General features: G+C 54.8%; 27 protein-coding genes and 2 pseudogenes. 10 read left to right on the top strand and 19 right to left on the bottom strand.

Features of this window, described 5'->3' with window-relative positions:
- Window positions 1–317: 317 nt before the first annotated feature.
- The 3 genes from dsrP to CA13_RS28550 form a co-directional block, all read right to left on the bottom strand.
- Window positions 318–1,556, bottom strand: a complete 1,239-nt coding sequence (gene dsrP, locus CA13_RS28560; RefSeq protein ID WP_146402473.1) for a sulfate reduction electron transfer complex DsrMKJOP subunit DsrP — start codon at window positions 1,554–1,556, stop codon at window positions 318–320.
- Between the two features lie 79 nt (window positions 1,557–1,635).
- On the bottom strand, window positions 1,636–2,577 hold the full coding sequence (locus tag CA13_RS28555; RefSeq protein ID WP_146402472.1) for a 4Fe-4S dicluster domain-containing protein: 942 nt from the start codon (window positions 2,575–2,577) through the stop codon (window positions 1,636–1,638).
- Window positions 2,564–3,283 (bottom strand): cytochrome c3 family protein, encoded by a 720-nt coding sequence (locus CA13_RS28550; protein WP_146402470.1) that lies wholly within the window; start codon window positions 3,281–3,283, stop codon window positions 2,564–2,566. Before CA13_RS28550 ends, CA13_RS28555 begins: the two co-directional genes overlap by 14 nt.
- 83 nt (window positions 3,284–3,366) lie before the next feature.
- On the opposite strand from CA13_RS28550, the gene CA13_RS28545 reads away from it, so the two are divergent.
- The 5 genes from CA13_RS28545 (at window position 3,367) to CA13_RS28525 (ending at window position 8,148) form a co-directional block, all read left to right on the top strand.
- Complete coding sequence (locus CA13_RS28545; protein ID WP_419194946.1) at window positions 3,367–3,672, top strand: chaperone NapD; 306 nt, start codon at window positions 3,367–3,369, stop codon at window positions 3,670–3,672.
- Window positions 3,669–6,098: a molybdopterin-dependent oxidoreductase gene (locus CA13_RS28540; protein ID WP_146402469.1), complete on the top strand. Its 2,430-nt coding sequence runs from the start codon at window positions 3,669–3,671 to the stop codon at window positions 6,096–6,098. Before CA13_RS28545 ends, CA13_RS28540 begins: the two co-directional genes overlap by 4 nt.
- The gene (locus CA13_RS28535) at window positions 6,095–6,889 is read left to right on the top strand and encodes a diheme cytochrome c precursor (RefSeq protein WP_146402467.1); all 795 of its coding nucleotides are present in this window, start codon (window positions 6,095–6,097) and stop codon (window positions 6,887–6,889) included. The genes CA13_RS28540 and CA13_RS28535 overlap by 4 nt, the downstream gene beginning before the upstream one ends.
- A gap of 231 nt (window positions 6,890–7,120) precedes the next feature.
- Window positions 7,121–7,732, top strand: coding sequence for a 4Fe-4S dicluster domain-containing protein (locus tag CA13_RS28530; protein ID WP_419194945.1), 612 nt, complete (start codon window positions 7,121–7,123; stop codon window positions 7,730–7,732).
- 125 nt (window positions 7,733–7,857) lie between these two features.
- Window positions 7,858–8,148 carry a hypothetical protein gene (locus CA13_RS28525; protein WP_146402465.1) on the top strand — a complete coding sequence of 97 codons (291 nt, stop codon included), beginning with the start codon at window positions 7,858–7,860 and terminating at the stop codon, window positions 8,146–8,148.
- On the opposite strand, the gene CA13_RS28520 is transcribed toward CA13_RS28525, so the two are convergent.
- Window positions 8,123–8,359: an Rrf2 family transcriptional regulator gene (locus tag CA13_RS28520; protein WP_146402464.1), complete on the bottom strand. Its 237-nt coding sequence runs from the start codon at window positions 8,357–8,359 to the stop codon at window positions 8,123–8,125. The genes CA13_RS28525 and CA13_RS28520 overlap by 26 nt on opposite strands.
- Window positions 8,360–8,526: 167 nt before the next feature.
- Between CA13_RS28520 and hmpA the strand changes: the two are divergent.
- From hmpA to CA13_RS28495, 5 genes and pseudogenes are all read left to right on the top strand, one after another.
- A pseudogene (gene hmpA, locus CA13_RS28515) lies at window positions 8,527–9,742 on the top strand (NO-inducible flavohemoprotein).
- A gap of 186 nt (window positions 9,743–9,928) precedes the next feature.
- A pseudogene (locus CA13_RS28510) lies at window positions 9,929–10,084 on the top strand (DUF542 domain-containing protein); the annotation flags it as partial.
- A 226-nt stretch (window positions 10,085–10,310) separates the two neighbouring features.
- Window positions 10,311–10,808 (top strand): RrF2 family transcriptional regulator, encoded by a 498-nt coding sequence (locus CA13_RS28505; RefSeq protein WP_473087500.1) that lies wholly within the window; start codon window positions 10,311–10,313, stop codon window positions 10,806–10,808.
- Window positions 10,805–11,056, top strand: a complete 252-nt coding sequence (locus CA13_RS28500; protein WP_146402462.1) for a DUF3565 domain-containing protein — start codon at window positions 10,805–10,807, stop codon at window positions 11,054–11,056. Before CA13_RS28505 ends, CA13_RS28500 begins: the two co-directional genes overlap by 4 nt.
- Entirely contained in the window at window positions 11,053–11,613 is a 561-nt protein-coding gene (locus tag CA13_RS28495; RefSeq protein WP_146402460.1) for a c-type heme family protein, read from the top strand. Before CA13_RS28500 ends, CA13_RS28495 begins: the two co-directional genes overlap by 4 nt.
- On the opposite strand, the gene CA13_RS28490 is transcribed toward CA13_RS28495, so the two are convergent.
- The 15 genes from CA13_RS28490 to CA13_RS28420 form a co-directional block, all read right to left on the bottom strand.
- Window positions 11,599–11,907 (bottom strand): GTP 3',8-cyclase MoaA family protein, encoded by a 309-nt coding sequence (locus tag CA13_RS28490; protein ID WP_419195171.1) that lies wholly within the window; start codon window positions 11,905–11,907, stop codon window positions 11,599–11,601. The genes CA13_RS28495 and CA13_RS28490 overlap by 15 nt on opposite strands.
- 834 nt (window positions 11,908–12,741) lie before the next feature.
- Window positions 12,742–14,187 (bottom strand): nucleoside hydrolase-like domain-containing protein, encoded by a 1,446-nt coding sequence (locus CA13_RS28485; RefSeq protein ID WP_419195170.1) that lies wholly within the window; start codon window positions 14,185–14,187, stop codon window positions 12,742–12,744.
- 34 nt (window positions 14,188–14,221) lie between these two features.
- The gene (locus CA13_RS28480) at window positions 14,222–16,447 is read right to left on the bottom strand and encodes a hypothetical protein (protein WP_146402457.1); all 2,226 of its coding nucleotides are present in this window, start codon (window positions 16,445–16,447) and stop codon (window positions 14,222–14,224) included.
- Window positions 16,448–16,485: 38 nt separating this feature from the next.
- Window positions 16,486–17,550, bottom strand: a complete 1,065-nt coding sequence (locus CA13_RS28475) for an alginate lyase family protein (protein ID WP_146402455.1) — start codon at window positions 17,548–17,550, stop codon at window positions 16,486–16,488.
- Between the two features lie 140 nt (window positions 17,551–17,690).
- Window positions 17,691–17,924, bottom strand: coding sequence for a sulfatase-like hydrolase/transferase (locus tag CA13_RS28470; RefSeq protein ID WP_146402454.1), 234 nt, complete (start codon window positions 17,922–17,924; stop codon window positions 17,691–17,693).
- A gap of 48 nt (window positions 17,925–17,972) precedes the next feature.
- Window positions 17,973–18,491, bottom strand: coding sequence for a sulfatase-like hydrolase/transferase (locus CA13_RS28465; protein ID WP_146402452.1), 519 nt, complete (start codon window positions 18,489–18,491; stop codon window positions 17,973–17,975).
- Between the two features lie 53 nt (window positions 18,492–18,544).
- Window positions 18,545–19,996, bottom strand: a complete 1,452-nt coding sequence (locus CA13_RS28460) for a sulfatase (protein WP_146402450.1) — start codon at window positions 19,994–19,996, stop codon at window positions 18,545–18,547.
- A gap of 1 nt (window position 19,997) precedes the next feature.
- Window positions 19,998–21,548: a sulfatase gene (locus CA13_RS28455; RefSeq protein ID WP_419194944.1), complete on the bottom strand. Its 1,551-nt coding sequence runs from the start codon at window positions 21,546–21,548 to the stop codon at window positions 19,998–20,000.
- Between the two features lie 131 nt (window positions 21,549–21,679).
- Window positions 21,680–22,381: a sulfatase-like hydrolase/transferase gene (locus CA13_RS28450; protein ID WP_146402449.1), complete on the bottom strand. Its 702-nt coding sequence runs from the start codon at window positions 22,379–22,381 to the stop codon at window positions 21,680–21,682.
- 58 nt (window positions 22,382–22,439) lie between these two features.
- Window positions 22,440–22,787, bottom strand: coding sequence for a hypothetical protein (locus CA13_RS28445; RefSeq protein WP_146402447.1), 348 nt, complete (start codon window positions 22,785–22,787; stop codon window positions 22,440–22,442).
- Window positions 22,788–22,814: 27 nt separating this feature from the next.
- Window positions 22,815–23,123 carry a sulfatase-like hydrolase/transferase gene (locus CA13_RS28440; RefSeq protein WP_146402445.1) on the bottom strand — a complete coding sequence of 103 codons (309 nt, stop codon included), beginning with the start codon at window positions 23,121–23,123 and terminating at the stop codon, window positions 22,815–22,817.
- Window positions 23,120–23,641, bottom strand: coding sequence for a hypothetical protein (locus CA13_RS28435; protein ID WP_146402444.1), 522 nt, complete (start codon window positions 23,639–23,641; stop codon window positions 23,120–23,122). Before CA13_RS28435 ends, CA13_RS28440 begins: the two co-directional genes overlap by 4 nt.
- A gap of 51 nt (window positions 23,642–23,692) precedes the next feature.
- Window positions 23,693–23,920, bottom strand: coding sequence for a hypothetical protein (locus tag CA13_RS28430; protein WP_146402442.1), 228 nt, complete (start codon window positions 23,918–23,920; stop codon window positions 23,693–23,695).
- Window positions 23,921–23,985: 65 nt separating this feature from the next.
- Window positions 23,986–25,749: a sulfatase gene (locus CA13_RS28425; RefSeq protein ID WP_146402441.1), complete on the bottom strand. Its 1,764-nt coding sequence runs from the start codon at window positions 25,747–25,749 to the stop codon at window positions 23,986–23,988.
- 62 nt (window positions 25,750–25,811) lie between these two features.
- The gene (locus CA13_RS28420) at window positions 25,812–26,792 is read right to left on the bottom strand and encodes a hypothetical protein (protein WP_419194943.1); all 981 of its coding nucleotides are present in this window, start codon (window positions 26,790–26,792) and stop codon (window positions 25,812–25,814) included.
- Between the last annotated feature and the right edge of the window lie 67 nt (window positions 26,793–26,859).

Raw genomic sequence — 26,859 nt, 5'->3', positions numbered from 1 at the left:
CGCCAGACAACTCAAACGCGTCGAATGGACGCTGGTCGTCGGCACCGTGCTGGCGGCGTTTTGGATGGCTCCCACCCTTTGAAGGAAGCAATTGCAATGACGTAAACCACAATCGATGGACAACGGATTGACATTCTGGACTTTGAATCCGATACCGAACGCAAGCCCAAGGTGCGGATCAAATCCGCCCCGATGAACGTGATGCGTTTGGTCATGCCAACCGGCCAACTGCACAGCCTGACGGCCGTTTGCGATTCGACGATGTTGGTAACAAAGTTGACCGGAGCCGTCCGGCGACGGAGTCTCGTGATTCTATTTTAGTGGTCGGACGATTGCTTCAGCGTCGGCAAAGCAGTCTTGATTGCGATGGTGAAGACCATCAAACCGAACGCCCAAATGCCGACGGTGACTTTCCACTCGAGCTGGCTGGGGATGTATTCAACGACCTCGTGCAGCGTGCTGGGGATGAAACCGGGGACAATCAGGCCCATGCCTTTTTCGATCCACGCTCCGATGAAAGCCATCATGCAAGCGGTGACCAGAAGCGGTCGCCATTTCAGTGACAACAGTCCGGGCCAAAGGAATAGCAAGGCCGCCGCGATGTTCATTGCGATTGCGGTCCAGGTCCACGGCACGAGCGCCGTTTTGCCGTGCAGACCGAAGAATAGGTACTTCGCGGCACTGACGTGCGAACCGCCGGTGTAGAACTCGGTGAAGAGTTCCGATGCGACCATCAGCAGGTTGATCAGGATCGTGACGCGGATAATCTTTGTCAGGGTCGCGATCGGATCATCGAGCCCCACCACGCCGGTGAGTCGTTTGATCAAGATCATCGCGACAATGATGAACGCGGGGCCGGAAACAAACGCGGACGCGAGGAATCGAGGCGCCAGCAAGGCCGTGTTCCAAAACGGTCGTCCGCCGAGGCCGCAGTATAGAAACGCGGTGATGGTGTGAATCGAAATCGCCCAGACGATCGATAACATCACGAACGGCACGTACCAAACCGGGTTGGGTTTGCGACCGAGGAATCGCATGTAAAGCAAGTAGCCGCAGATATGCAGGTTCAAAATGAGGTAACCGTTCAAGACGATCACGTCCCAGGTCAGCATCGAGATCGGCCAATTGAATTTGCCGATGCCCGGCACCATGTGCCAGAACCGGTCAGGGCGACCGAGGTCGGCCATCACGAACATCAAACACATCACGATCGCGGCAATCGCAAGCAGTTCGCCGATGATGACGACGTCGTGCATCTTGCGGTCGTGATACAGGTACGCTGGAATCACCATCATCACACCACCGGCGGCCAGGCCGACCATGAAGGTGAAGTTCGCGATGTACAAACCCCAGGAAACCTGATCGGTCATATTGGTGCCGATCATGCCACCGGCGACCTGGTTGGCCCAGGCATTCGCACCGACCAAGAACACGGCGGTCAGCGCGGTCATCCAAGCATAAAAGCCGAACGATCCTTCGGTAGCGAGCCATAGCGAACGTCCGATGAATCTCGGGTAGCTCGTGATGTGCGTTTCGTTGGCGGGAATGCTACTCATGATTTTCGTGGGGTAAGCTTCCAGCTTGCCGTCAACATGGAATCGCAAGCTGGAAGCTTACGCCACGCGCGGCGGCTGACTAATCGAAGTAATAGAAAAACGCTGGCTTGGTGCCGAGTTCTTCTTTGAGGATGTAGACACGCTTGTTTTCAAGGATCCAGCGGATATTGGAATCCTTGTCCAAGATGTTGCCGAAAACGCGGGCACCGGTCGGGCACGCTTCCAGACACGCTGGCAACTTGCCGCGGCGGGTTCGGTGCAGGCAGTACGTGCATTTTTCGACGACGCCGACCGGACGGACTCGATTGCTCAAGTAGCTTTGGTCCGGGTTGATCTCTTTGGTTGGAACTTCAGGTTCCTTCCAATTGAAACGCCGAGCGTGATAGGGGCAGGCGGCTTCGCAATACCGGCAACCGATGCACCAGTTGTAGTCGACGACCACAATGCCATCTTCTTCCTTCCACGTCGCCTTGACCGGACAAACGTCAACGCATGGCGGCTCGTCGCACTGTTGGCACTGGACGGGCAGATAGAACTTGTCGTCTTTGGGAACCGCACCGGAGTAGGTCGTCGATCCTTGTTCCATGTCCATCGTGCCTTTGGGCATTTCAAGCACGCGAATGTAGGACTGATTGGTTGCTCGGTCATGGTTGTTTTCTTTGTGGCACGCTTCAACGCACTTGCCATTACCGTTGCAGACGCTCAGGTTGATTGCGTAGACGAACTTGGTGCCGGGAATCGGTCGGTCATCGGCGATGGTAACGTCCGCGCCGTATTTCTCTTTCGTTTCCGCTTCCAAGCGAGCGATCACGTCGGCTTTTTGCTCGGGTGATAGCTCCGTGTAGTGCTGCTGCATGAACTCGGCGGCCGTGGTGTTCTTCGCAGCTTGACGCAACGGCGAGATCGCGGCAACAAATGCCCCTGCACCCAACGTCGCAAAGGCACCCTTCACGGCGGCTCGTCGGGTAAAGTTTTCAACGATCGGGAGCGAACGGTTTTTGCTCGGTTCAGTGCTCGTCATGTGAGGCTGCTCCTTCGTGGTCATGGTCGTCGATGGAAGGTTCGTTGAAACGATCCTTGGGCTTGAAGCCGACGATCATCTTGGGATAGCTCGGTGCGTGCGGATCGTGGCAGTCGATGCAGTTGTTCTTCATTTGCGGACCGCGACTTAAATCCCAGTGACCGTTCATGCCACCATGAGCACCGTGAGCGAACGATTCGGCTTGCTTGCTGTGGCATTGCGAGCACAGCGTCATGACGTTTTCGTAGGTAACCGTGCTTCCGTCGGCCAACCGTAGAGCGTCCGAATCGCCCGGATTGTGGCAGGCATAGCAGGCGATGGTGCCGTGATTGAATGTCATGCCTTGGTGAAATTCATCCAGCGTCGCGGCCGTTTTGTTTTCCAAGTTTGGTTTGCGAACACTGTGGCAAGTCGAGCACGCAACGCTGCCGGTTCGGCCTTGTGGGTCGGTGCCGCCGAGTTCAATTCGCGGTGGGCCAGAGGGTTTGCGGATGATGACGGGATATTTCGTGGCGTCAGCTTCCGGCTTGCGATCAGCATCCTTCGCCGGCTGCAAGCCTACGCCACTTTGCTGCGCAACCTGAGCGCGATCGTCACGGGTGTTTTGCAGATTCGCTCGCGTGCCAGACTGCCAAACGGCCACCAGAAACATCGAAGCGGTCAAACACACGACGCCGGCGAAAAACAGATTAGCGACTCGCGGCATGAAATTCTGTTCCAAATGAGGTTTCACTGACGACACACAATGTATACATTGAGGTGCGCCTTAGCGATACCTCAGTTTCGAACATGGTTCCACTTTTCAGGAATGCAAGCACGGTGCCAATCAGCGGACTCGTCGTCACCTTTGGATCCTCGGTCGCGGAACATGCCGACAGCATCGAGTCAATCGCTGCGATTCCTGAGATAGACCTCGGCGAATCCGCGGGCAGTAAGCTGGCGATCGTGGTCGATTCAGAAACCAAACGCCGCGATCAGGAAATTTGGAACACGGTACAACAGTTGCCAGGAGTGATCGACTTGGCCGTCGCCATGGTCGCGTTTGATGAAACCGCCGAGACCAACAAACTTGATTCAATCAGGAACGAAACATGATGGACTCTAAGCGTCGTAATTTCTTGAAATCCGCCGCGATGGCTGCAGCCGGTTCGATGGTTGCCGGCAACACTGGGCTACCGGTCGTCCAAGCTGACGAAGGCGTCAGTGATCTGCCTGATGCTGATGGGCTGTCGTGGAACAAAGCCCCCTGTCGATTTTGTGGAACCGGATGCCACGTTCAAGTCGGGGTGGAAGACGGTCGCGTCGTCGCGGTTGCCGGCGATAAGGCTGCTGACGTCAACAAAGGTTTGTTGTGCGTCAAAGGCTATCACGTCGGGGGCATTCTCTACGGGAAAGACCGACTAACCAAACCGCTGCTTCGCAAAGATGGTCAATTGACGGAAATTGAGTGGGACGAAGCGATCGAGATCATTGCAAAACGGATCTTTGATTCGCCCGACACGTTCGCTTTCTATGGCTCCGGCCAATGGACGATCCCCGAAGGCTACGCCGCTCAGAAATTCATGAAGGGCGGACTCGGTAACAACCACATCGATCCCAACGCGCGTCTGTGCATGGCGTCGGCGGTGACTGGCTTCTTGGCAACCTACGGCGTCGACGAACCGGCCGGTTGTTATCAAGACCTCGACGAATGCAACGTGCTGATCACATGGGGCAACAACCCGGCGGAAATGCACCCGGTGTTGTTCTCGCGAGTGACCGATCGTCGGTCACGCGGCGAAAACATTCGTATCATCGACATCGGCACGCGTCGAACGCGAACCACCGACGCGGCGAACGATTATCTCGAAATGAAACCACACGGCGATGTCGCGATTTCGCTCGGTATCATGCATTTGCTAATCGAAAACGACAATTACGACAAATCGTTTGTCGAGAAGCACTGCAACTTCCGCGGTGCCGAAGAAGTCACGCCGACGCTGCAGGGCGAGCAAATCAGCGAAGACGAATTCCGCAAACGCATTGCCAAGTACACGCCTGAATACGTTGAGGAGCTGTCGGGCGTTGCCGCAGACGACATCCGTATGCTGGCCGATCTGTTTGGCAATCGTGATATCCGCATCACGTCGCTGTGGTGCATGGGGATGAACCAACACACGATGGGCACAGCGGTCAATTCGCTGGTTCATGGCGTTCATCTTTTGTCGGGGCACTTCGGTCGTCCCGGCGACTCCCCAACCAGCCTCACCGGTCAACCGTCCGCCTGCGGAACTGTTCGCGAAGTCGGCACGCTCGCACATGCGTTACCTGGTGGCCGCGTGGTTGCGAAACCAGAACACCGCCAGCAATGCGAAGGGTTCTGGAACCTAAAACCCGGTAGCATCAACGAGGTGCCAGGCTACCACACGGTAAAGATGTTCGATCAATTCACCAAGTCAACGGATGATGGCGGTGACATCACTACCTTGCTCGTGCAAGTCACCAACCCCGGCCAAACGCTGCCCAACTTGAACGCACTTTTCAACGACAAGAAGAGTCTCGAAGACAAATTCTTAATCGTCAGTGACGTCTATCCGACCGCGACCACCGCGCTGGCCGACTTGATCCTGCCCGCTGCGATGTGGGTCGAAAAGAACGGCATGTTCGGTAACAGTGAACGACGAACCCAGCAGTGGTTCAAGATGGTCGATCCGCCCGGAGAGGCTCGTGACGACACTTGGATGACGATCGCGATCGCACACAAGTTGTTCGAGATGGGCTACCAGGGGATGAAGGACAAGGACGGCGAGTTTATCTTCGCGGTCAAAGACGAAGACGGCAAAGAGATTCCGGTTTGGGAGTTCGATCGTTACTACGACACGAATGTCGACAAGCATTTGTTCGAGGAGTACCGGCAATTCACGACGATGAAGCATAAGAACTTGGCCCCCTACGATGAGTATGTCAAAGCCCGTGGGCTGCGTTGGCCGGTCGTCGAACAAGAAGACGGTTCGTGGCGAGAGACCCGGTTTCGCTTCTCTGCGTTTGACGATCCGTTCGTCAAGGAAGGTCAAGAGTTCGATTTCTATCACTCGTCATCCAGCGACGGACGCGCTCAGATTTGGTTCCACGAATACGCTCCGCCGCCAGAAATGCCCGACGACGAATACCCAATGTGGCTCTGCACAGGTCGAGTGCTGGAACATTGGCACACCGGCACGATGACACGCCGGCTCGCCCCGCTGAACCGAGCGATGCCGACGGCTTACGTGGAAATGCACATGGAAGACGCCAAGGCCGCTAACATTCGCCAAGGTGAAGTCGTCACGATCCAGTCACGCCGCGGTGTTTGCGAATTACCGGTCTGGGTTGACGGACGCGGGCGACCGCCACGAGGCACGGTCTTCGTTCCGTTCTTTGACGAAACCAAGTTGATCAACAATGTAACACTCGAAGCGCACGACCCATTCTCGAAACAACCCGACTACAAAAAGTGTGCGGTTCGCGTCGTGAAGAAAACCGCTGCAAAGGTGTCGTCATGAATCGACTGACAACGATCTTTCTTTCGTTGGTCATCGCGATTGCAGTCATCGGTTACTTCGTCGGTATCGGCGACGGTGTGCCGCAACCCGATGGTCTTTACGAATCCGCGTTGCTCGATCGCGAGCTAGCTCGGACTGCGGCCAGCGATGCAAAACTGATCCCGGCGGTCAGCTACGCGGAAATCGCGAACACTCCAATGGGACCGACGAAGTCATGGCAAGCGATGCCTCAAACGTTGCCGGGCGCGGATTACGATCTCTATACCAAGATCGAACCAAGCGAAGCTGAAAAGGAAGCGTCGAGCAAGCTGCGAGCATCACGTCGGGCGTTCAACGGCGCGCCGCCGGTCATCCCTCACCCGGTCGAAAAAACAACCGATGCCGCTTGCTATGCCTGTCATTCCAATGGCGTGAAGATGGCAGGCTTGAAAGCCAGCGTGATGTCGCACCAATTCCTTGGCAACTGTATGCAGTGCCACGCGCCGATGGCACCGGCACCCTTTCAAAACGTCGATGCGAATGTCGAAACCAACTTTGTTGGTTTGCCAGCACCGAGACAGGGCAAACGTGCCTACCAGGGCGCACCGCCAACGATCCCGCATTCCCAGTGGATGCGAGAAAATTGCAGCGCTTGCCACGGCGGCCCGCATGGTTGGGCCGGAATGGAATCGACTCACCCTTGGCGAACCAACTGCACCCAATGCCACGCTCCATCGGCCGTTCTCGATCAAGCCATCCCGGTGATGAACGAAGTTCCGATGCTGCCACCGTTGGATGTGGTGGTGAATTAGTTGGCTGAGAATAAGAAGTTGACGCAGAGTCACGAGAGCCGGAGAGACGCAGAGAGCCCAGCGCAAAGCTTCTTTTCTGTGTTGCAACACTTGGTCTCTGCAACTCTCCGCCTCCCTGTCTCGGCGTCAAAATTTCTCTTCGCACCGTCCCGACCCAACCAAAGCCGACGCGATCTCCTGCGTGGTCGAATATGGAAGTTCATTCCATCGACCAAGTTTGCACCGTTAGTGATGCGGTATCCCAAGCCAGAAGAGGAACCGCCGTCGGAGGCGCCCCCCAAGACACAGCCGCGAAGCATTGGCGGCATCAACATCGCCCCCGTCCCGCCGACAGACTTGGGACGCAAATCGGTCTCGCCAGCGATCCCCGTCTTCCGTCCACCAGGCGCGATTGACGAATCTCAATTCTTGGCCGGTTGCACCCGATGCGGTGACTGCATCACGGCGTGTCCGTACGACGCGATTCGTAAAGGCTCCGATCGACTCGGCAATGTCGCCGGCACGCCGGTCATCGAAGCCGACACGTCTGCGTGCATGATGTGCGAAGACTTTCCTTGCATCGCATCGTGTGAACCTGGAGTGCTCGTTGATTCCATCCCGCCGATCATGGGTACGGCGAAAGTCACCCCGCATTTGTGTCTCGCGCATCACCACACAACCTGCACGGTATGCAGCGAACGTTGCCCGGTCGACGGAGCGATCACCGTCACCGACGGCAAGCCAACGGTCGACGAAGACACTTGCACCGGCTGCGGCGTGTGCCGCTACGTTTGCCCCGCACCCGAAAATGCAATCCTGTTGATGCCCACATTTATTCGCCCTGGGCCGGGGAGAAGAAGTTGACGCAGAGACGGGGAGTCGGTGAGACGCAGAAACAAAGCTGAGCCCCAGGTTTCTCTGCGTTGCCCCCGTACTCTCCCCGTTTCCCCGTGTCTGCGTCTCTGCGTCAGCTTCTCCCACTTAGTATCATGAACGACAACGAACCCTCGCTTCCCGAAATCCTGCAAGCCGAATGGGCCAAGGACCAAGTCTTGCAGCTGTTCGCCGATCTCGCCGGTGGTGCTGATGTTCAACAAGTGCAGATGAAATCGCATGCCACTGACGCTGCGGTGACATTGGCGACCGCCGAAGCTGCCTTCGCGGCCGACGAGGCACAAGCGATTCAAATTCGATACGTCTTCGAGGGCGAAATGTGGTGCGACACCATCATGCCCGGCAATCCCACCACCAAGATCATTCGCAATCGGTTACCAACGTAGACCACGCGTTTGAATAGCCGCCTCGGGAAACACATCGCGATTCCACCAAATCCGCATTTGCTAGGTTTTGCATCACTCGGTGCAGATAGCGTCGTGGGATCTTTGTGACGCCGGCACTCGCGTCGACGGACGAGGGCGTTTTAACCCAGGTGGTCTGGCCAGCCAAGCAAGTGACGGCGCGAAGGGCGTATCCAGCAGTTCTTAGATGCATCGTGGAGAACGGAGCGAGGAAAATACGTGGACCCGATAACCCTGCACCTTGATGTGCCTGTCTCAGCGTATACCTAAACGTGCATGTCTCGAAGTGACGTTTTTTTTCGTCTGAATTCTCTCCACCAGTCCTTCCTTCACTGAACCCTCGATGCTGAGCAAAAAACGATTCGGATTGTCAAGGCAATCACACCACTGGTGGCAGCCAACGCAGAAACCATCACGCGACGGTTTTTTCGAACGGATGTTCGAGGCCAATCCGAAAGTGAAGGCGTTCTTCAATCAGGCTCACCAGCACACCGTCGGTCAACCGAAGACACTCGCCGGCGCGATCTGTGCCTACTTCACTCACATCGACAATCCCGCCGTGCAAATGCCGGCCGTCGAGCTGATCGTTCAAAAGCACGTATCGCTGGGTATCAAAGCGGAGCACTACCCGATCGCCGGCAGCAACCTGCTCGGCGCGAGCGGCGACGTGATGGGTGAGGCGGCGACACCGGAAATCGTCGAAGCGGTCTCCGAAGCCTACGGATTCTTGGCCGACATCTTCATCGGCCGCGAAGGTGCGGTCTACGAACAGCAAGCCTCCGCACCGGGCGGCTGGAATGGAACGCGCACGTTTGTGGTGGCCGAAAAGATTCCCGAGAGCGACATCGTGACGTCGTTGTATCTCAAACCCGAAGACGAAGGCCCACTGCCACCATTCAAACCCGGCCAGTACATCACGGTCCACATTGACCACCCGCATACGCCCACGTCACCCCGCAACGACAGCCTGTCGGACTGCAGCAGCCAACCGCACTACCGGATCAGCGTCAAACGCGAAGAGGCTCTGGCCGCCGACGCACCCGACGGTCTGATTTCGACGCACTTGCACGACGGCATTGAAGAAGGGCACCGCATTGAACTTGGACCACCCTGTGGCGAGTTCACGATTGATCCAGCATTGGTTGCCAAACCGGTCCTGCTGATTGCGGGCGGTATCGAAGTGACGCCACTGTTGTCGATGGCCAAGTCAATCATCCACGCAAATCCCGACGCCCACCTCTCCTTCATTCAAGCGGCACGCAACAGCAAGGTGCAAGCGTTTGGTGCAGAGTTAGCTAATCTCGCCGCGACTGGTGCGAACGTGAAGACCAAGACGGTCTACGACGCACCGCTCGCTGGCGACATCGACAACGGCAACCTCGAAGGTTTCGTCACGACGGAATCACTTCGCGACTTCACGCCCGTCGCCGTCGCCGTCGCCGACTTCTAGTTCTGCTTCTGCGGTCCCAAACCGTTCATGCAAAACATGCACGCCTGTTTGCAAGCACTGGGCATCGACGAACACCGCCTGCATTACGAATTCTTTGCGCCGAAACAAGAGTTAGTCGCTGCCTAGAAAAAAAAAGAGTTGGGTTGAAAATTGAGGGTAGATCATTCCAACATGCGATTCAGCGAATCACGATCAACCCGCAATCTTATACCGAATGTGTTCGTGTCAAAATCTTCCGCACCCTACCCCGAAAACCAAAACATGCTAACCCTCGATCCCGATCAAAGCGTTGGCGACTAAGTTCGTCAGTCACCCGCCCGGGCACGTGTCTTTGAATCGCTTAAGATTGACTACTGTTGTGGTAGCAAAGTCTCACTCGCTCAGGCATGCGACAAACGTGGGATCGCCGTCGAAGACGTGCTCGCAAAGATGGGGCAGTGCGACAATTGCTTGTTGTTGCGTTCGTGATCAGCATTGCCATTGTTCGCCAGAGTAAGGCAAGCTAGAATGTTTCTGCACCCAGACGTACACTTTTCGCGGTATCTTTCGATGGAGACCACCGCGGAAGCTACGAATCAGATTTTCGACACCCCATTTTCTACCTCTCTCGGACGTTGGGACAGATGCTGCCAGCCAACGCGATCCGCCCCGTTTAGGTAACGTGATTGGGTTGCACATTGAGGATAAAAAATGGATGACGACTCAAGTCATGGTGGTGTTTACCGAGAAGTGTACTTTTCAACGTTCTTTCTTGACCAACCGTATGCTCACTAAAACCGCTGAATATTCGCTTCGCGCGGTCGTCTGCATGGGCAGCCAAGTCGATCGGCCGGTCTCGGCGAACTTGCTGGCCGAACAAACCAAGGTGCCACGCCGCTATCTCACGCGTGTGCTTCAAGACCTCTGCGCCGCGGGATTGGTGAAGTCGCGTTCCGGTCCCCGCGGTGGCTACGAACTGATCCACGCGACCAACAAGGTGACGATCCTTGACATCATCAACACGGTCGCACCCATTGCGCGAATCAAAAAGTGCCCGCTGGGACTCAAGACTCACACGCACCTTTGTCCGTTGCATGCGGAACTTGACCGAGCCTACGAGGCCACCGAAAAAGCGTTTGCCGGAGTGACGATTCAGGACTTGGTCGAATCGGCCAGTCCCATTGCGCCCCTTTGCGAAAGTGTCGCGCGATGAAGGAAGCGATCAGCGATATTCAGCAACCGATTATCGGCTACCATCGTGACGACGAAGGTCACTGGGTCGCACAGCTGGCTTGCGGACACAACCAACACGTCCGCCACGCCCCCCCCATGGTTCATCGTGAGTGGGTGAGATCACCTGCAGGTCGCGATTCCATGCTCGGCTTTGAACTTGGATGCAAGAAATGCGCCGAGGGTGCCCCCGACGACGATCGGCCCGTCTTCTCTGAGAGAGAACAATGAACCGCTTCAAGATTTTCCATGCTTCGATCATCTTTGCTGCTGGGTTGCTGATGACGGCGTTGGTAATTGCCGGTGAGCCGGGCCAAACAAACGAATCTGAAATCAAATCGAACATCACACCCGCCAGCACGGCGACCGAAGCACGTGCGAGAGCGAACATGCTACACGAGTTGGTTCGCGGATCCTTGCAAGTGATGCATCGCGACTTTTTTGATGAAGACAACGCTCACGCGATTCCGTCAGCTTCGCTCGAAGATGTCTTCCACGAGATGGGCGAAATCTACGATGTAAAAATGAAGTGGTTGATCGTGAACACCGATGTCGTCAACGTTGATCACCAACCCGAAACGGCCTTTGAAAAAACAGCCGTTAAAACGCTCGCCGCTGGCAAGCCGTTTGCCGAAGCGGTTAACAATGATCGCTACCACTTCGCCGGCGCGATCACGCTCGGTTCGCAGTGTCTGAAGTGCCACGTCAAGCGTCGTACCAGCAACGAAGATCGCACCGCGGGCCTTGTGATCACGATGCCGATTGCCGCCGCGTCAACCACCGATTGAATACATCGGTCGTGATGGGCGATTGAACGATAGACCGTCCCTTCCGTGGTCGCGTTTTTTCGCCAGGACCGCGTCCACCATCAGATTCGCGATTTCCAGATTGTCGGATCCGTTTCGCAAGAGACTTCGGACGTCGCCGGAATCGCTGCCGATCAAGCAAATCCGAAATTGTCCATTGGCGGTCAGCCAAAATCGGTTGCACGTGCGACAGAACGGCTGAGTGACCGAAACAATGACGCCTTTCCCGTCGTCGAACTGAAAGCCATTTGCCGGGGAAGCGCTGGACTCACCCACGGGAACCCGTGGTCGCTCTTGCTCGGCATACAATTCCAAGATCCGTTGCCCCGGCAAAACACTTGCGGTATCTCACTTCCGATCCGCGTCAAGCAGCATGAAGTCGATGAATCGAATGGGGATTCCCGTCGACCGGGTGAACTTGGCAAAGGCCGCAGTCTGATGTTTGGTGAAGGTCAACTCCCATCGAGATCGGTTTCTCGCATGCCCGAGAAATACCCGATCCAGACCCAAAAAGGCCGATTGTCGAGCTTACCAACAACCGCTTAACGCATGGAGGTGACTCACAACGATCCAGCGACGAATAGGCAGGCATCGAAGGAGGTTCGCTATCTTCGTCGAATCTTGGCCCAAGTGGCGGTCAACGGCAACCATCCCAAACGGGGGCACGCACTCAGACCCCTCGCCAATCTTTCAGTTACCGAGGTCGCCCCAACGCTACCGAAATAATTCAGCGACGGCAGTATGCGACTCGGGTTGCATCGGCTTTAAACTGACGTCGTGCTTTGCGGGTGTCTTTGAGTGGCTTCTTACTCATTTTGGCGATCTCGTTCGTCGGCCATTCTAAGCCCCATGCGGGCCCGGAATCAGGTCACCAGCTCATCATAGCCAAGTCAACGGCCAAGGAATTGGACCAGCAAGTGAAAATAGCTGAAAGCTGAAAATCAAATCTTGCGGAGCCGGCTTCAAACTAGCGTCATGCTAACTCAGCAGGATTAAGACAGCCACGCGACAAGACAGGCTGCCAAGTTCAGCTACGATCTCATTCGAGCAGACTTATTGCGCGGGGGGACCTACTGCTGGTGCACACGTCGCCTTCCCAACGTTTCCGCGTCAATGCACCTCCAGCACGACTCGGCGGTAATCGTACATGCCGATCTCCTGGTGCTTGTCTACAACTTCTAGAATGATGTGGATTTCTTTTCCACCAGCATCAGTGGGTACGGTCACTTCGGTTCTTTGTTTACCGGTATCGGCGATCGTGACTTTGCCGGGGTAGGTACCGGCCTCTTGGTAGGACCACCATTGAAAAGTCATGGTGTCGCCATCGGGATCTGATGATCCTGATGCATCAAGAGTCAGTTTCTGGCCAGGCGATACTTGCAAGTGGAAGATGTCGTTTCCTTTGTCGCCGTTCACAGCGGCCAGCGGATTATGGTTTGCTTCGCTGAACTCGCTGACGCACCAGTCCATGCGGGCGCGAAAATCGTTAAACATGGCCCTTCGAAAACGCCATACGGGCGTCATGAAGCTATGGAATGTTTCGTTGTGGTCGGGGTCAGTCCATTCATCCACTTCTGAATCCGCCTCGAACATGTAGAAGTCACCATACTTCTGTTCGTCGGCTTTTTCGCGTGCATGCCTCGACCAGATGTTTTTGTGCTTGGTTCGAGAAAAGCGGCCACTCCATCCTCCCCAGTAAAGGCGTTCCGGATCGGAGAGTCCGTGATTTGCCAAGCCGGTCCAGGGAATGGTTCCGCCGCCTTCGATAAAATGCCAACCTTTCATGATGCGATCAGGGAACAGCTTTCCCAACGCTCCGTGGTTGGTTTGAATATGTTCGTGGGACCACTCCCCCTGGCCAATAGCGTTTCTCGCAAAAGGCTCCCACGTGTAGGGACCGTCCGCACCATGGTTTCCGCCCGGTCCGCCGTAGCAATAGGTCTGTTTGTTGCTGCGATGCCAGGCGATTTCGGGGTACTTGTTCGCAATCCAAGCGCCGGAATTATCTTGAGCCCCGTTTTCAAACACGATGAGTTTTTTGCAGAGTGCGTCCATTTGCTCTTTCGAGCGAGTCTTACCGAGGTCTACCAGGGCTTGGGCCAAGGAGTTCGTGCCCGCGTTGCCCACGATGTAAAGCTTGCGGGGATCGTCCTTGAGGATCGCCGCCTCGAGCAACTTGGAGGCCTCTGTTGAATTTCCTGGTGCCACGGCCGCGATTCCGTATTGGTCGGTGCCGGCTTTGACTATGCTACGCAGATAATCCGCCTCGGGCCATCCGGACGCGTGCTTCTTTAGGTTGTCGACTACTGCTTCGTAGCCGTCGATCAATTGATGGAAAAGCTCGGGATGGACTTTGCCCTTGAAGCCGTCCCTGCCGTCATGCAGGTACTTGCCCGAACAGGCAATAAGGCCCTCCAGGTCGAACATATTGCAGTACATCAGCATGTGCATCATCTGCTGCTCTTCATCAGGCTCGTTTCCCATGTCGGCCATGATGATAAGCCGTGTCTTTTCAAACGCATAAGTTGCCTGCACGGGCAACAGTAGACAAAACACGCAAATCAATAGGTTCTGTTTCATCGTTGTCCCTTTATCTTGACAGGCCCTTCGTATTCGGTCCGGTGATTTGCCTTGTAGGTTTTTTGGGATTGTCTTCTTCGTCCTGAACCGACTGAGCCTCTTTTTTGACGTCCTCAAGAATCTTCCACCAATCCAAGTAATGAGTGCGTGAGAAGAGCTGGGGATTGTACTGGCTGGTAGCCGAGCGGGCGTACGCTTCCCAGTCGCTGACGGCTTGCTTGAAGTGCGCTAGGGCGCGCTGGTGATTGGCGCGTCGCTGGGGATCTGTTCGGTAGACTGCTAATTCGGCGGCGCCACGGATCTTGTTTGCGTAGTACTTACCCAACAGCGCCATCGCCTCCAGGTCACGGAGCGTTGACAGGAACTCTTTTGGAGCCGGTTCGGTTTGCTGACGCATGGCTGACACTCCCTGCAACGTCTGATTTGCTGATGCATCCAATGAATCGGCCACCTCCAACGGAGTGATCCCATCGAACGGCTTGCTGGTCAGCACCGCGTCGGCAAACTCTTGAACGGACAAGATCCCGGAACCCTCCAAGGGGCCATGCTTGAAGAAGGAATCGTCGACGGTCAGAAAGCCTTGACGTGCGATGCATCCTTCCGGAGAAAACATGGAATCGTTGATCCGAAAGAAGAAACGGTTGATTTGGGGAATAATCTGGGAGGATGCTTTCCAGGTTTCGTAAAGCAATTTTGCATCCGCTTGCGGAAAGCGATGCTCTAGTTTCTGTTCGAAAAACTCCCGTGTCAGCGTTAGGTCATAGCCCAGTCGGCCGAACATCATGAAGCGATACCAATGCTTGTCCACCTCGAGTTGACCGGACAAATCCGGATCCTTGTGAACGAACTCGCGTCCCTGAACGAAGCCGTCCGGTCCCATGAAGTAGCCGGCTTCCCATCGCATTAGGTCACGGGGGACATTGGCCATGAATTCGCGTACGTAGTCTGGATCTCCCCAACGCAACACAAACAAATCGTCGTTGCGGAGATTCAACCAGCAGGGCACCTTGACTGATTCGAGTCCCTCGCGGTACTCGAAATCGAGATACGGTGAGGTGGTCGTGGAATGCACGCGTGCCCGGGCATACTTGTGGTCCGTATGGAACGGTCCGGCATCATAGTCCTTGAATGTGTCCATGATGGTTTCAGCATTGGACAGCAAACTGCGAAAGATGAAACCAATTTGACGATCCGGGTGGTCTTTGTGGTGATCCATGATTCCCAACCCATAGGTCCGCCACAGCCATTTCTCTCGTTCTCCCTTTGGAATATCGAAATGCTCCCCGGCGGCCACGCCAATGCCGTCAACCTGCGGATAGGTTTCGAGAAATCGGGTGATGCAATAGCGGATGTAGGCGATCGTCTTTTCGTTCCTGCCATTGTCCGTAATGCCATATTTGTCTTCAGCGCCGAAGGTGTAGATGTTCCAATGAAACAGATGGATTTCAATGCCATGGTCTTCGGCGTATTGGAAAACCTTTTGCCAGAACGCGATTTTGTCGTCCAGGGAAATCTGCTTCACAACTTTGGTATTTGCGGGATCGAAGACGTCCAGCTTATCCCAGTGGCGGTCGCCTTTTTCATCAACGGGTTGTTTCAGAACATGGACGTCGTCGTAGTTCACCTGGGGATACTCGGGCAGCTTGACGATGCCCGGATAGGGATGGGTTGTCCAGAGTGTCAGGACGTTATAGCGGTTGCGAACCATCGCATCGAGGAACTCTTGCCAGAATTCCCACTGCCACATTACAGGGATATTCTCATGGGCCGAGGTTCCCGTGTCGTCATAGCTTGGTGCCCGCGCGTCCAAGGGGATGTTGAACTTCAATCCTCGCCGCAGGATGTACGGCTTGCGAGCCTTGTTATGGACCGCGTCCAGGCCACCGCCCATGCCGATCTGCTCGGCGAGTTCCAACGCTCCGTACATTGCGCCTACCGAATCGCCTGCAACGATACGGACGCCTCGTGTTCCCTCTCGCTGAATGCGGAATGATTGGGGCCCCATCCCTGGTTCGAACTGGGCAATCGCAATTCGAAAAGAAGCACTCTCGCCAACCACTTGATTGCCCGTTGCTTCGAGAGCCTGCTTGAGATCTCGAGCACCAAAGGCGTGCATCGCATTGCTGGCGTCATAGGTGATTGAAACCGTTTCTCCTGCGTGACCCAAACCGACCATGCACATCAGCGGCATGAACAAGGCTACAAGGCTTAACACGGCAATGTTCTTTCTTTTCATAGCTCAACTTCTCCAATCTAAACTTTCGATCGAATGCACTACAACTGCTGGTAATCCCACTTCTTGTCGCCCTTGATGTACGGGGCCAAGAAGGCTCTTGCCTTCGTGATACTTCGCCCGTCAGGTGTCTCGTAGCTCCCTAAATCAACGCCGACCTTTTCACCAAGTCGAGCCAGCCTTTGAAATGCACTCAGGTTCATCTTGCTGTAAGAGAGGCTTTTCGTGCGGGCAAGCTCGTGCGGTTGGCGGCCATCGGGCTCGATCTGTGTCGCAATCCGCTTGGCCTTTACTGTTTCAAGGACGTCGCGCATTTCCATCTTCTTTCCAAGGAACAGCAACAGACCGACGATTTGAACATCGTACCACGTTCCGTGGTTGTTCAGGCGTTCGCATTCGGTTCGGCCCATTTCACTGGTACGCAGCCATTGCAAATAGGATTCGAACCATTGGGTGATGGCTTGGTCGGTCGGCCCCGGAATCGCCTGGGAGGTGCGTAGCACCTGGATCGGCGTAAGCAGTTTGTCGATGTCGCACCACTCAATGATTCCGAAACAGCGACCATCATTGAGACCGGGAATACCCTGGGCATACTGCAGGTGGGGTGTCATGCGGGTCCGCGGATCCACAAACCAAGCTTCGAGTTGGGCCACCGCGTGCTGTGAGTACTCGGGGTTATCGGTGTAGAAGCCGGCCATGGTAAGCGTGTGGACGCGATCGAATAGATGCTGCTTTGCGGGATAGTCGACATTGTTACCTCGTGTCGTCGGATTCACTCTGCCGTCGCGTCGGATGTACGGCAAACCGTCCGTCGTTTTTGGATCCGGCCACCAGTAGGGTGCTAGGCTCAGGTAGTCGTGCTTGTCGCCGCTGGCAGCGATTTGTTTCTTCTGCATGACCGTGACCGGTTCTTGCTGCAGCAAGCGATCCGCCTTCGCAACGAGTGAGCGGATCGGCGCCGGTGTCTCTCCGTCTATCGGTTGGTACTCGTGCTTCTTGGCCAGCAACTGCTGGTAATCTGCAGATACCAGCGCCACGTCGTCCTGGCCTGTTGCAAGGCTTATGAACAGATGGCACAGGCCGACGGTTGCCATTGCGATTCGCATAGTTCTCACTTTCCAGCTGGAGGGATGTTCAAGTTTACCACGTTACCAAAACTCGTTCCATCAATGTCAGCGACCGGTTCTCCACCAGCAAGCTCGACTAACGTGGGCAACGCATCCGTGTAGCTGGTCAACGCCGATGTTCAACCGGGCTTTATCTTTCCGGGCCAACGAACAATGAACGGCACGTTCAAACCGCAGTCGTCGATCGTGAACTTCGCGCCGGGGCCATTGCCGTGATCGGATGAGTAGATAAACACGGTGTTCTGATCAAGTTCGTGCTTATCGAGAAGTTCCAAAACGTCTGCAAGCTCACGTTCCTTCTCAGCGATATGGTCGTAATAACCGGGCAACCAATTATCGGCAGACGGTTGCATGTGACGATCCCGCACGACTTGATCGGCTGGGAACGTCGCTTTTTTGGGTTAGGGCCGATGCGGATAGTGTGACATGATGAACAAGCAAAACGGCTTGTCGGCGTGGCTCGAAAAATAGGCGTCGATGTCATCGGCCGGCAACTTCTTCTTGGTCGGTCTGATTGGTGTGCTCCAACGAAAGACGGAGTCCGGTTTGACGTGAACTTTCCCGACCCGCGAGACATCGTAGTCCAGCGGAGTCAGCGCGTCGTAGATCGTTTGCGTTCCGCTGCGAGCCGAGGCGTGCTGAACGAAGAGCCCATTGCGAATCGGGTAAAGACCGGTCAGTAGAGCGGTTCGGCTTGGTGCACAAATTGCTTCGGCCGCGAACATCTTGTCGAACACGAGACCTTCGTGCGCCAAACGACCAACAGTCGGCGTTAGGTCGACCGGCAAGCCGTAGCATCCGTAGTCCGCCTTCAACTGGTCGTCGCTGAGGAAGAATACAAAGTTGGTTTTTTCGCCAGCCCTGGCCTGAACCGCCGAGAGTATTAGGAAAAATGCGATCGCTGCGTAGTTGTTCTTCATCACTAGGTTGCTATGTCGGGAGTAAAAATCACTTATTAAACCTTTGTATGGAGTCACCTGCTCCGGAATTCCTTGCGTCCTTTTTTGCGTAGGTCTCCAATGGCTTGTTCTGTCTTTTTAAGTGACTTCAACATCGCTGCGGTGCGGTCGGGCATTTTCGCTGCGATATTTCGCTGCTCGCTGATGTCCTGACTCAGATCGAACAATTCGATCAGGTCTTCGTCGATCCACATGACCAGCTTGTAATGGCCGTCAATCAGCGAAATGGCTCGCGTATCTCCTGTACTATCAGCACGAGCCTGCCATTTATACCAGAACATGGGATCGCGTTGATACGTTTCCCCGCGTAGTGCGTTCGCGTAGCTGCGTCCGTCAACGTGTTGTTCTGGACGCAAAGGCGCTCCGACGATTTCGAGCATGGTCGGGTAGTGGTCTGTTCCGGTGACCTGAACGGTAGACGTTGTATTTGGCTTGATTTTTCCCGGCCACTTGACAATCAGAGGGACTCGCGTGCCACCTTCAAAAATCGAACCTTTGCCTTGCCGTAGCGGCGCGTTGGAAGTTGCCAGGACTCGGTTGCTTGTGAGACCTCTGGTGGAAAGCCCGCCGTGGTCTGATGTCAGGATGATCGCCGTGTCGTCATCGATGCCCGCGTCCTCGAGCCCCTGCATGATGCGACCAAGAGAATCGTCCGTTTGTTCGACCATTGCTGCGTAGATCGGATTATTCTGGACCGTCTTGTTGACACCCTGACGGTCGGTGACCATGTCGGCATCGTGTTTCTTTCCGCCGACGGCGATGCCGGCATTGTCAAGTTTTCTCTGATATTTCTTTGTGATGTCAGCGGGAGCCTGCAAGGGAGTGTGGACGGCATAGTGTGCCAACACAAGCAGGAATGGAGCGTCCTTGTGTGATGCAATGTACTGGACTGCTTTGTCCGTCAGACGATCAGTCAGGTAGTCACCCTCTTTACCATCCACTGGATTGATGACAGGCAAGCCTTTCTCTGTCGGAAACGGAAAAAAGTAATCACCGGTCGCACCTGCTGACCCAGCATGAATGACGGTGTCAAAGCCCTGCGCAGCGGGATCGCCACCCTGCTTGCCCAAATGCCACTTGCCGATGTAGCACGTTTGATAGCCGTGCTGCTTTAATGCCTCGCCGAAGGTGACTTCACTGAGAGGAAGGTGATGCTTGTGATCACCGGACTTGATTGATTCGTTTTCAATCCGACATGGATACTTGCCTGAAAGCAATCCTTGACGTGAAGGCACGCACCGGGGATAAGCGGCATAGGCATTGGTAAACCGCATTCCCTCCGTTGCCAGACGATCCATGTAAGGCGTTTCGTACAACGTGCTGCCGTAGCACGTGAGGTCCCGCTGCCCAAAGTCATCGACGAAGAACAGCACGATGTTCGGCCGTCGCCCGTCGTCTGCCAGCAGCGAGTCAGCCAGCAGCAAAGCCATGCAGGCCACGATAAAGAAACGTCGCTCGAATTTCATATTAGTTCTCCTGCGCGACGCCGCGCTTTTTGAAGATGCGTTCAAAGTTGGCAACGACGTCCTTGTGTTCGGGATTGCCGGCGAGATTGACGGTTTCAAGGGGATCGTTCTTATAGTCATACAACTCATTGGCAACCATCGGTCCGGATCGTTCGCCGGCGTAGTAGTCCATCTTGATCCATTTGACATAGCGGTAGCGTTTGTCGCGGAGAGTGTAGCCCATCTTGTTAGAATTGCGCGGATACTGTTCCAACGCTGCCTCGTGTACCATCGCGTCGGGGTCGTCAAGGATTGGCAGCAGCGAAAGGCCTTCGACGCTTTTTGGAACGGGAAGCCCGACCAGTTCGCAGAGTGTTGGGAAAACATCAACAAACTCGGTGGGCGAATCCGTTTTTGCTCCCTTCGCCTTCTGTTTCGGCGCGGCAATGATCAGCGGCGAACGGACGGCCTGCTCGTAGTTGGAGTGCTTGCAGAACATGCCGTGATCGCCCAGATGCCAACCGTGATCGCCCCACAGCACAACGATCGTATTGTCAGTCAGTCCCAGTTCGTCAAGCTTGTCGAGTACCTTACCGATTTGTGCATCGATATAGCTCGTACAGGCGCGGTAGCCATGAATTAGTTCTCTCTGCATTTCCTGAGCGATTGGCGCGGGGCTGGCCGGAACCCCGGTGTAGCTGCGCAGCTCCCACGAGGGTTGACCGGCGTAATCCGGCGCGCCCTTCGGTGCGTGCTTGAAAGGCGCCAGTTCAATCTTTGATCGATCATAGAGGTCCCAGTATTTTTTTGGCGCTACGAACGGGAGATGCGGCTTGGCCATTCCCACCGCAAGAAAGAAAGGCTTGTCGCCGTCGGCCAGTCTCTTCATCTGATCCATCGCGCAAAGGGCAAAAACCCCATCGTTGTAGGCCTCATCCGGAAGATCCAGGCACTCGACCGTTGGCTTGGACAACGGAAACTTTTTCCGAGCAGCGGCATAAGCTTCCTTGTCCTGCTCAGTGATACCATTGTCTTTCAACCAGATGTTGAACGCCTTAACCTGTTTTTGCACTTCCGGATCCTGGTACCCAAATACCGGCCTCTTAATTCCTTTCGGAGTATACTCACGAGGCGCATTCTGCAGGAATGGCTGCGTCCACGACGGCGCGTCGAAGGATTTGTCGACGCTGCGTGGATCGTAAACCTTCCCCGTGCCTGTGGTTTCGTAACCGTGCCGACGCAGATATTCAGGCAGCGTCAGCGTGTAGGGGTTCGCCTCGCGCATTTGCGTCTTGAGATCGTAGACCTTCGTAGTATCGACGTAGGTGCCGGTCATCATACTGGCCCGCGACGGTGCGCAGACCGATTGCTGGCAGGAAGCGTTCAAAAACACCGTACCGCGCTGGGCCAGCGAATCGATGTTAGGCGTCCGAATATCCGTCTCACCATAGCATCCGAGCAACGGTTTAAGGTCGTCAACTGCGATAAACAAGACGTTGGGTTTTTCCCCAGCACTGGCCTGAACCATCCAGAGCATCAGGAACAATGCAATCGCTACGTATCTGTTTGCCATTGTTAGGTAGCCATGGGGGGAGTGAAAGATCATCTCTTGAACCTTTGTTTGTGATCACCTGCGCCGAATTTTCAACTTCAGGATTTTGATTGGTAATTTTGCGAGATCGTTGGAGTATGCCGATAGCAAAACTATTTACAACCGGACGACACGCCGGCCATCGTGATTACTTCGTTTGTTTGATGTTGCCATGCTTGCCGAAAATCGCTGCCCGATTCTGCTTGAAGCCTGCTGCATCGCGTTTGGCGGTCAGTTGCGTCCGGAGCATCTTCACCACCGAGGCATACGATGGATTTCTTGCCTGGTTTGTGAATTCGCCTGGGTCTTTTTTTCAGGTCGTACAACTTCCTACCTTTCTCGCCAAAGCCCCACTGAGTGAAACGCCAGTCCGCTGTAGGAATGAATTCCCCGCCGCCGCGGCTGATTGTGAATGCTTGCTCCTGCTTCCAGGAGGGCGATTGGGTATCGGCCAGCAGCGGTTTGAGATTTGCTCCCTGAAGAGTGTCCGGAGCGGGAAGGCCGGCCAGTTCAGCAAGAGTCGGATAAGGGTCAACCCGTTCCGTGGTCTTGGTGTTGCCACGACCGACTTGATCTTTGAGCCACGGGACGCTGATGATGAACGGCACGCGCGTGGCCTCTTCAAACAGGTGCTGCTTCTGGTATTTGTGGTGATGCCCCAAAAGGTAGTCGTGATCCCACGTGAATACGACAATCGTATTATCCGCCAACCCCTTTTCTTTCAGAGCATCCAGGGCGCGTCCGACCTGTGCGTCCATGCAGGAAATGCTGGCGTAGTAGGCCTGCAACAGAGCTTTGTGCAGTTCAGGCGTCACCCCGTAAGTTGTGCTGTTTCGCTTTTAGTCGCGGATGATTCCGGGCACATCGTCCAGATCATTCTCCGGCACAAGTGGCGCTTCCATTGCCTCTCGATTGTAAAGGTCGAAATACTATTTCGGTGCGACAAGAGGCACGTGCGGTCTCACGAATCCCCACAACCAAAAAAAACGGTTTGTCTTTTACTTGGTCAAGAATCTCGATGGCACGTTCTGCTGCCATCCCATCGGCGTGTTTGCTGTCCCCGACCGATGCAACCACACCATTAAAGGTCTGTGACCAATGGCACGAACGAAGTGAGCCGACGGCTTTTTGTTCCGGAGCTTTGATATTGATTGCTTCGTCCCACGAGAAGGGATCATCGCTTTCCGCAGTTCCGTCCATGATCTCAAACGGAATCCGCATGTGATAAATCTTGCTGACTCGTTCCGCCTAGTAGCTATTGTTGCGAAAAGTCTGGGACAGCGTCAGATTCGAATACGGATATAGACCAGACATGATCGACGCACGCGACGCACCACAAACCAGATACTGACAGTGCATGTTCTCAAACGTGACGCCACGCTGTGCCAGACGATCGAGGTTTGGTGTTTTGCACTGCTTGTGCCCAAAACCACTCAGCGCGGTATTCAGGTCATCTGCTATCAAGAAGAAGACATTCGGCTTCTCAGCATCCGCCGCTGACTGCGGAATCAGCACTACTGCGATCAGGACAAACATTATGAGAAAAGTCGTATTCATCCTTCGATTCTTCTTTCTTCATTTTCGACAGTTGCAACGGTGAGCGAAATCCAGTTTCTCGCTCGCAGGTTCGTAGTTGTTCCTTCAAACCTCCCGTTTCTTGGGTTGTACCACCGAGCTTGAAAATCCACGTGGTCGTTTTTCAAATCGAGTCGCCCTGTCTTCGATGCGGTTGGATAATCGATTGCGTAGACGGGCCCTGGATTGCAGAAAACTTGAGCACCCAACTGAAGCGCGGTTCCTGACCGAAGACCAAGTTTGATGGTTGCTTCCCCGTCGACCAACTGATCAGCCGGTGACATTTCCCAGCAGGGCAAGTGGTCTTCCATGAACATTCGCGCGATCGCAACGCTATGGCACCGTGCTTGACGTTTGGCTGTCTTGAACGACTCGGTTGTCAGCAGGTCTTCCAGGATGAAATCGATCTGTCCTCCGGACAATTGGGTAGGCAACCGCGAACTGACCCCGCGTTTGAGTTCAATATCGTGGTTGCCAACGATGCTGTTGCTGTAAGGCATTCGTCCCGTGAATAGCGCCGCACGACTGGGCACGCAGGCTGGCGACGCGACCTAGGCATTGTCGAATCGAATTGCCTGGTCATCCATTTCTTGCAAATTGGGCGTTTGAAATTCGCTCGATCCATAAACGGATGAATGGTAAACCCCGTGATCGTCGGCGATGGTGATCACAAAAGTCGGCTTCGCGGCACCGTCCGTCTGCCCGCAAAGCAGCACAACAGCCAAGGCAATAACCGGCATCACGTTCGGAGCGATGCAATTGAGAGAACCGATTTTCATTGAGGCAGGCAACTTAATGTCTAAGGTAAGTCGCTTTCAAGTCCAGGCGATACGATTGAGTGCATTTACTTGGAAGTGTTGACGTGGGGTTGAATGTCAGCGGGTATCAATGCGAAACGCGGATCATTTTCGACCGTGCGAATCGCTCGCTTGTCGCCGAGGTATTTGCGACGCAAATCAACAAACGGACGCTTCCGAGACTCTTTGGCCGGCTCATAGTCGGGATTGATGGCAGGCGTGTATTTAACGTCGACGTTTTCATCAATCCAATCATTCAATTCGATAAACAACTCGCGGGCCTTGTCGGGCATCGCCGCTGACAATTCGTTTTCCTCGTGTGGATCGTCGACAATGTTGTAGAGTCGAATCGCACCGGACCAATCGAAGATGAGTTTCCAATCCCCGCTTCGGATGGCCGAGGAAGGAGCCGATGGCAATCCGTCTTCGGGACTCTTGACGATCACATTCAACGGGTAGTGCTGAAAGAACGTGTCGCGAGGATATTCGCCGTTGACGTTGGACGGATCGTTTAGCAGCGGTGCGATACTGCGCCCATCGATGCCGCCTGACTTGGTGTACTGTGAAGCATCATACCCCATCAATTCCAAGACCGTCGGGAAGATATCGTTGCAGTCGACCGGCACGTTGGTCCAGTGACCTGCGTCAACATGGCCTTTCCAGCGAATCACCAACGGCACGCGAATGCCGCCTTCAAAATGGGTCCCCTTGCCACCTTTGAAGGGAGCATTGTTGGTCGCGATCGGATCGGTATACATCACCCCTCCGTTGTCACTCATGAAAACGATTAACGTGTTTTCATCCAAACCGGTTTCTTCAAGCGTATCGAGAATTCGACCAACCGAAACATCCAACCGTTTCAGCATCGCTGCGTACACAGCATTGTCATGCCCATTCCAACCACGCGTCGCCTTCTGTTCAAAGTGCGCGACATCGTCGGATCGTCCTTGAAACGGCGTGTGCACGGCGAAGTGACAAAAGTGCAAAAAGAACGGCTTGTTGCCCGATGTCGGTGAATCCGTTCCCTTCGTACTAGCCTTGCGTTGCAAGAACTTGATCGCATGCTGCGTCAATTCATCGGTTAAATACTCCTGCCCCAAGTCGCCGCCTGATTTTCCACGCAGCAGTTTCTCTTGAGGAGTCTTCGGGTGCAGTTTCTTGCCGCTGTCCCAAATGCCTCGCCAATGGAAGTAGGGCGATCCGCCTTCATCGAGATACGAAATCTCTCTAAAACCCTGATCGGCCGGTTGCCAGCCTTTCGAACCATGTCCGCCCAGGTGCCACTTGCCAATGAAGGCCGAATCATGGTCCGGCATCGCTTCCGCAAGCGTCGTTTCGTTTTGCCGGTTGTCCAACGGGTGCCCCGATGCTAATCCATCGCGCGTGGTACCGTTGACGAGCGCTTGCTGAATCTTGATTTTGTCTTTCCAAACCAGTGCGTCCTGAGCGACATATCCTTCCGGCGGTTCGATCGCTTGGTTGTAGAAAGTTTGAACGTTTCCGCCAACGGCAGTGGTGAATCCCGTACGAGCGGCGTACTTGCCCGTCAACAAACTTGCCCGCGCCGGTGAACAAAGATGGCAGGCGTAGGCTTGTGAAAACGCTAGTCCTTCCTTCGTCAGTCGATCTAAATTGGGCGTCTCGTAGTACATCTGAGAAACCTTTGCGCCAGTAAACTTCGACGCGTAGGCGTTCATGTCAACGATCCCAAGATCGTCGGCCAGGATCACAACCACATTTGGTTTCGATGCATGAACCAAGGCCGCGGAAGCTGATACCAAGCAGCACAGAAAAATGGATTGTCGGATCATGGTGAATTCAATGTCGTGAGTCGAGTGTGATGCGATTGAGGTTTAATAGTCTCGCTTTAAGATCAGGGCCCAATCAGTTGCGACCGTTCGGCTGCATACTTCGCATTGAGAGCATCCAGACGCGTGGAAATTTCTGTTTCGTCACCAACGATCAACCAGTAACGATATCGAAAGGTTGACTTGTATCCGAGCAAGACACGGTCGATCGGCGCGACGTGCATGCAGGGTCCGTCGGTAGGGGCGTCGCTCAGTCCACCGCCGTGAGGACCGTAGTTCCAGATCTCGCCGGACGTGGGTGAATAGACGGCCACGCCTTGGCCCGATGACTCGAACATTGCCATCGCTTTGAGTGGTGGATTGGCACGGCCCCAAGGCGGACCGGGTGGCTGGTGTTCGTTCCGCCACTTGCCCGCACCCAGATAACTCCGCACGGAATCAAAGTTACGGGTGAAGTAACAGGCGGGGACTTCTTGAGGACTGTTTCTAGCGGCACCCCAGCGATCACCTTCGCGGCGCATCGATTGAATTTCGCATCGCACACAAACCACGCCGGAAAGGTTTTCTTCCAACGTCGTCCATTGACGCATCATGGCGTCCGCTTCTTCGTCAGCCATGTCCCAAAGTTTCGGGATCGTTTCGGAGTACAAGGCATTGGCGTTCTTTTCGAATACCGTGACGCGCGACCATGTCCCTTTGCCGCCGGCACTACCGACTCCGCCACCTTGAATCGGGTTCCATGTCCAGGGACTCCACGCTTTGCTTTGCCCTTCCGAAGTCCGGTCAAGACGTCGTCCGGCATAGTACGATTGCTGGATCAGTCGGCCAGGGTCAGCAATGTTGACGATGTTGCGTGGATAACCGTCGGAAGACAACCAAGTGATCGCGCCGCCCTTCTCGCGATCAATCCCAACTTTCACCGAGTCGTTGTTGATCGTCAACAAATCTTCAGCCGAAACCAAGCTGAAAGAGAAACAACAACTCAGGAGGCAAATCGCTTGCCAACCAATCCGTTTGGTGCGGAAAAGTGTAGGGATAAAGTTCATTGAGTAAGCCAGAATTTCAAGGAGTTTGAGTTAGTGCCGTGCGGGTTGTCCCAAACACGCTCTGGGG

Source organism: Novipirellula herctigrandis, assembly GCA_007859835.1.
In the GTDB taxonomy this organism is placed as follows: Bacteria; Planctomycetota; Planctomycetia; order Pirellulales; family Pirellulaceae; genus Novipirellula_A; species Novipirellula_A herctigrandis.
Note: the sequence above shows the minus strand (reverse complement) of the source record. Positions and strands in the feature narration are given on the sequence as shown.